This is a genomic window from Streptomyces sp. ICN903 (assembly GCF_022015835.1).
In the GTDB taxonomy this organism is placed as follows: Bacteria; Actinomycetota; Actinomycetes; order Streptomycetales; family Streptomycetaceae; genus Streptomyces; species Streptomyces fenghuangensis.
This window is the reverse complement of the sequence record NZ_JAKMAY010000372.1, coordinates 1-4,873: the sequence shown is the minus strand read 5'-3', so window position 1 is coordinate 4,873 and position 4,873 is coordinate 1. Positions and strand designations below refer to the sequence as shown.

The following is a 4,873-nucleotide window of genomic DNA, read 5'->3' as shown; positions in this document are numbered from 1 at the left end:
GCCGCGGGGGTGCGGGGCTCTGGCGGGGCGTCCAGCCGGGCGGCGAGATCCGCGGCGCCGGCGTCCGCTCCCACCAGCAGCGGGCGTCCGCCCGGGTCGCGGGCGAGTTCGCGGGCTCTGGGCAGGTGGGTACCGTCGCACACCAGGAACCGCGCACCGCACTCGCGGAGCATCTCGGCCTGGACGGCCGCGGGGAGTTCCACGGCGTCCGAGCGGGGGTTGTGGGAGCGGATGTACACGACCGCGGCGCCCAGCAGGTGCGCCGCGTGGCGGGCGACCAGCATGGCCGGGTGGTTGGTCCGCGTCAGGACCGCCACCGTGTCGCCGCGTCCCGTGCCCAGGGCGTCCAGCGTCCGCGCGGCGGCGTGCACGCGGGCGGCCAGTCCGGCGCCCGTCAACGACTCCCCGCGCCACCGCAGGACCACCCGGTCCGGGTTCCGCGACAGGGCGTGGAGGACTCTGCGCGCGTAGTGCTCGTGCCGTGCCCACGAGGGGGGAACGTGGATGGGGAAGACGCGTGCCACGGGGATCCAATCAGCGGTGGGGCCGTGCCGGGGCGTGTCCGCCCTGCCGGGAGCGAGCAGGGCGGACACGCGTTACGCCGTACGCCGTGTCTCAGCAGCAGCAGCAGGAGGACGACGAGGAGGAGGACGAGCAGCAGAACTTGTCGCCGCTGGAGGCGCCCATCTCCGGGAGGGCGACGCTGTCGGAGACCTCGAGCACCTCGAGCTCCTCGACGTCGAAGGAGTCGAAGATCTCGGTCTCGGCAACGGGGCTCATGTCGAATTCCTTTCGGTGGTCGACGCCGGCCGATCGGCCGGCGGGGCAATGCTGAATCATTTTTCCCGCGCCGTGCGCAATTCCGGGGAGTCGCCTGACATTTATCACGATCCCGGTTGCATAGGTCACTGCGCGGGTGTCGCCGGAACCCCGGCCGGGTAAGCGGACGGCCTGCTTCCGCCTGTTTGCGGCACCGGCCCGCCCGCCCCGCGGAAGGGGCGGACGGGCCGGACCGGTTCCGCCGTGTCTCAGCAGCAGCAGCAGGAGGACGACGAGGAGGAGGACGAGCAGCAGAAGCTGTCGCCGCTGGAGGCGCCCATCTCCGGGAGGGCGACGCTGTCGGAGACCTCGAGCACCTCGAGCTCCTCGACGTCGAAGGAGTCGAAGATCTCGGTCTCGGCAACGGGGCTCATGTCGAATTCCTTTCGGTGGTCGACGCCGACCGATCGGCCGGCGGGGCAATCCTGATGGGGAATTCCCGTACCGTGCAGTACTTCCGGAGGGTCGCCTGACATTTATCATGAACCTGCTTACGCGGGTCACTTCGTGAGCGGCACCGAAGGTTTTGCCCGGTATGCGCTCGGAGTGCCGGTATAACCTTGGCCGGTTCACCGGATTTCGTCTTCGGGAGAAGGAATGAACCCTCCGTCCGCATCCGCTCCCCAAGGGCCCGGCGACACGGCCGACGTACTCGTCGTCGGCCACGGTCCGGTCGGCCAGACCCTCGCCGCGCTGCTGGCGGGCAGGGGCCGGAAGGTCACCGTCGTCGAACGGTGGCCGCGACCGTACCCGATGCCGCGGGCGGTGGCGTTCGACGGCCCGGCCGCCCGCGTCCTGGCGTCCGCGGGCATCGCCGGCGACATCCGGCGGATCGGCGAACCGTCCCGGGACTACGTGGTGGAGAACGCCTCCGGCGAGGAACTGCTGCGTGTGCCGCTGCGCCCGTCGGGCCCGTACGGCTGGCCCGACTCCACCTCCATGTACCAGCCGGGCCTGGAGGAGGCGCTGACCCGCCGGGGCGGGGAGCTGCCGGGGCTGCGGGTGCTGCGCGGGCACCGGGCCGTGGGCATCGCCGAACGCGACGGGGCGGTCGAACTCGTCGCCGAGGACGTGGAGTCCGGTGAGCGCCGGGTGCTGACGGCCCGCTGGGCGGTGGGCTGCGACGGCGCCAACAGCTTCGTCCGCGACCACGGCCTGCGCACCGGGTGCGAGGACTTCGGGTTCGCCCTGGACTGGATGGCCTGCGACGTGGTGCCGCACCGGCCGGAGGACTTCCCCCCGCTCAACCTCCAGATCGCCGACCCGGCCCGGCCCAGGGTGGCCGTCTCCGCCGGACCGGGGCACCGCCGCTGGGAGTTCATGAGGATGCCCCACGAACCGGCCGGGGAGTTCGGCACCACCCGGAACGCCTGGCGGCTGCTGTCCCTGTTCGGAGTCGACGACCGGAACGCGACCCTGGAGCGGCACGCCGTCTACACCTTCCGCGGCCGTGTCGCCCGGCGCTGGCGGCGGGGCCGGATGCTCGTCGCGGGCGACGCGGCCCACCAGATGCCCCCGTTCGCCGGGCAGGGGATGTGCTCGGGCCTCCGGGACGCGGCGAACCTGGCCTGGAAGCTCGATCTGGTGCTGGCGGGAGCGGCCGGGGAGGAGCTGCTCGACACCTACGAGCGGGAGCGGCGCCCGCATGTGCGGCAGATCGTCGGCATGTCCGTCGGTCTGGGCCGCCTCATCTGCGAGACCGACCCGGCCGCGGCGGCCGAACGCGACCGGAGGATGCTCGGCGGCCGGGGACGCGACGGGACATCCGCCGGTTCGTCCGCCGACACCCGGGCCGACGCCCTCGCCGGCGGTTATCTGCACCGCGGCCCGAAGGGGCCGGCCGGTCCGGCCGGTGTGCTCCTGCCGCAGGCCCCGGTCGCGGACGGCCGCGGCGGCCGCGTGCCGTTCGACGAGATCGCCCGGGGCGGCTTCGTGCTGCTGACCCGGGACGACCCGGCGGAGTACGGCGGCGGCCCGCGCGCCGCGCTGGAACGGCTGGGCGCCCGCCCGGTCCGGCTGCTGCCGCCCGGCACCGCGGACGCCTCCGCCGGCACCTCCACGGCCACCGGGGCGGTCACCGCCGTGGACACCGGGGGCGCCTACCACGAGTGGCTGGCCGCCTGGGGAGCCCGCGCGGCCCTGGTGCGCCCCGACTTCCACGTCTTCGGCGCCGCCCGCGACCTCGCGGGGACAGGAGAGCTGCTGCACGCTGCGGCCGAGGGGCTGCGCACAACGCCGGCGGCCCCCGGGGCCGCGACCGCCGGGCGCTGAGTCCGGACGGGCACGGCCCCGGGGGCCGGGGGGAGCGGGAGGGGCGTCAGCGGTAGCGGCGCCCCTCGTCCCGGCGGTAGGCGTAGACGGCCACGGCCCCGACGGCCGCCGTCCACACCACCAGGGAGACCACCGCGGTGGGGTTGACCTCGAAGTCCCCCACCGCGGCCCACATCAGCTCGACGGCGCCCCGGCTGGGCACGTACGGGGCGATGGCCTTGACGAAGCCGGGCGCGGCGTCGGGAGCCGACAGCAGGCCGCCGGCGAAGGCCAGGGGGAAGAAGATGATCTGCACCACGGCCAGCGCGGCCTTGGTGGAGAGCAGGTAGCCGATCGCCAGGCCCATCAGCATGAACGGCAGCGAGGCGACGATCAGCACCACCAGCCCGGCGAGGAACTCCCAGACGGTGACGGACGCCTCGGTGAACACCGCCGCGATGACGACCACCGGCAGCATCGACAGCAGCATCATCATCAGCCCGGTGATGATCCGCCCGGCGAAGTTCGGGAACAGCCCGACCGGCAGGGTGCGGGTGTAGGGGTCCCACGGCTGGGCGCGGTCCTCCGCGACACCGATGCCGTGTCCGAAGAGGTTGCTGATGATGGAGGCGAAGACGACCATCGACGCGGTCGCGTAGACGGCGCCCGTCGGGTCGTCACCGGCGGCCGGCACCACGAAGAAGATCATCGAGGCGGCCGGGAAGAAGGCCGAGCCGACCAGCGCGATCGGGATGCGGATGGTCCGCAGCAGCTGGTAGCGGGTGTGGACGAGGGTCAGTGCCATGGTCGCGGCTCTCTTCAGGATCCGGTGATGGTCAGAAAGGCTTCTTCGAGCGATGTGGGCCGGACCTCCAGCCCGGAGAAGGCGACGTCCCGCCTCACCAGCTCCCGCACCAGCTGGTCCGGATCGCCGGTCATCAGATGGACGCGGCCGTCCTCGCGGTGCTCGGCGACGACCCCGGGCAGCTTCGGCAGATCGCCCGCCGTCAGACTGACCCGGTGCACGCGGACCAGCCCGCGGATCGCGCCGACGGTGTCGTCGGCCAGCACCCGGCCCCGGCCCAGCACCACCACGCGTTCGGCCAGCGCCTCGATCTCCTCCAGGTAGTGGCTGGTCAGCAGGATGGTGCCGCCCTCGGCGTGGAAGTCGGCCACCCGGTCCCACAGCGCCTTGCGCGACTCCACGTCCAGGCCGGTGGTCGGCTCGTCGAGGAACACCAGCTCCGGACGGCCCACGAAGGCCAGCGCCACGGCCAGGCGGCGCTTCTCGCCCCCCGACATGCCGCCGGTCTGGCGGCGGGCCAGGTCGGACAGGCCGAACCGGTCCAGCAGCTCGCCGCGGTCGACCGGGTCCGGGTAGTGGGCCGCCACGAAGTCGACCACCTCGGCCACCCGCAGGGTCTCCGGCAGCCCGGTCTCCTGCGGGGTGACGCCGATCCGCAGCCGGTTCTCCGGGCGGCGCGGGTCGCCGCCGAACAGCTCGCAGCGGCCCGACGTCACCTGCTTCAGGCCGGTCAGCAGGCTGACCAGGGTGGACTTTCCGGCGCCGTTGGGGCCCAGCAGGCCGAGCAGTTCACCCCGGCGGATCTCGAAGTCGACGGCGTCCAGGGCGGTGTGGTCGCCGTACCGGCGGGTGACGCCCGAGGCGCGGGCCAGCACCGCCGGGGCCGTGTCCGGGTCCGCGGTGGGGGACGGCTGCGGTGCGGCGAGGGAGGTCTGGGACATGGGTTCGCTCCTTACGGTGCCGCCTCGGCGGCGGGCCGGGACGTCGGGGGGCCAAAGG

The 4,873-nt window shown here is 73.5% G+C and carries 6 protein-coding genes; 1 reads left to right on the top strand and 5 read right to left on the bottom strand.

Translation table 11 applies throughout. The annotated features are described in order from the left end of the window. From L7D48_RS25850 to L7D48_RS25840, 3 genes are all read right to left on the bottom strand, one after another. On the bottom strand, positions 1–524 hold a 524-nt coding region (locus tag L7D48_RS25850), incomplete at its 3' end, for an AMP-binding protein (protein ID WP_237883045.1). A gap of 91 nt (positions 525–615) precedes the next feature. Beyond that, complete coding sequence (locus L7D48_RS25845) at positions 616–780, bottom strand: thiazolylpeptide-type bacteriocin (protein ID WP_237883043.1); 165 nt, start codon at positions 778–780, stop codon at positions 616–618. A 248-nt stretch (positions 781–1,028) separates the two neighbouring features. Beyond that, positions 1,029–1,193: a thiazolylpeptide-type bacteriocin gene (locus L7D48_RS25840; protein ID WP_237883041.1), complete on the bottom strand. Its 165-nt coding sequence runs from the start codon at positions 1,191–1,193 to the stop codon at positions 1,029–1,031. Between the two features lie 223 nt (positions 1,194–1,416). Between L7D48_RS25840 and L7D48_RS25835 the strand changes: the two genes are divergently transcribed. Continuing rightward, positions 1,417–3,090, top strand: coding sequence for a bifunctional 3-(3-hydroxy-phenyl)propionate/3-hydroxycinnamic acid hydroxylase (locus tag L7D48_RS25835; protein ID WP_237883039.1), 1,674 nt, complete (start codon positions 1,417–1,419; stop codon positions 3,088–3,090). A gap of 46 nt (positions 3,091–3,136) precedes the next feature. On the opposite strand, the gene L7D48_RS25830 is transcribed toward L7D48_RS25835, so the two are convergent. Further along, positions 3,137–3,874, bottom strand: a complete 738-nt coding sequence (locus L7D48_RS25830) for an ABC transporter permease (RefSeq protein ID WP_237883037.1) — start codon at positions 3,872–3,874, stop codon at positions 3,137–3,139. Between the two features lie 14 nt (positions 3,875–3,888). After that, on the bottom strand, positions 3,889–4,815 hold the full coding sequence (locus L7D48_RS25825; protein WP_237883035.1) for an ABC transporter ATP-binding protein: 927 nt from the start codon (positions 4,813–4,815) through the stop codon (positions 3,889–3,891). Positions 4,816–4,873: the final 58 nt, after the last annotated feature.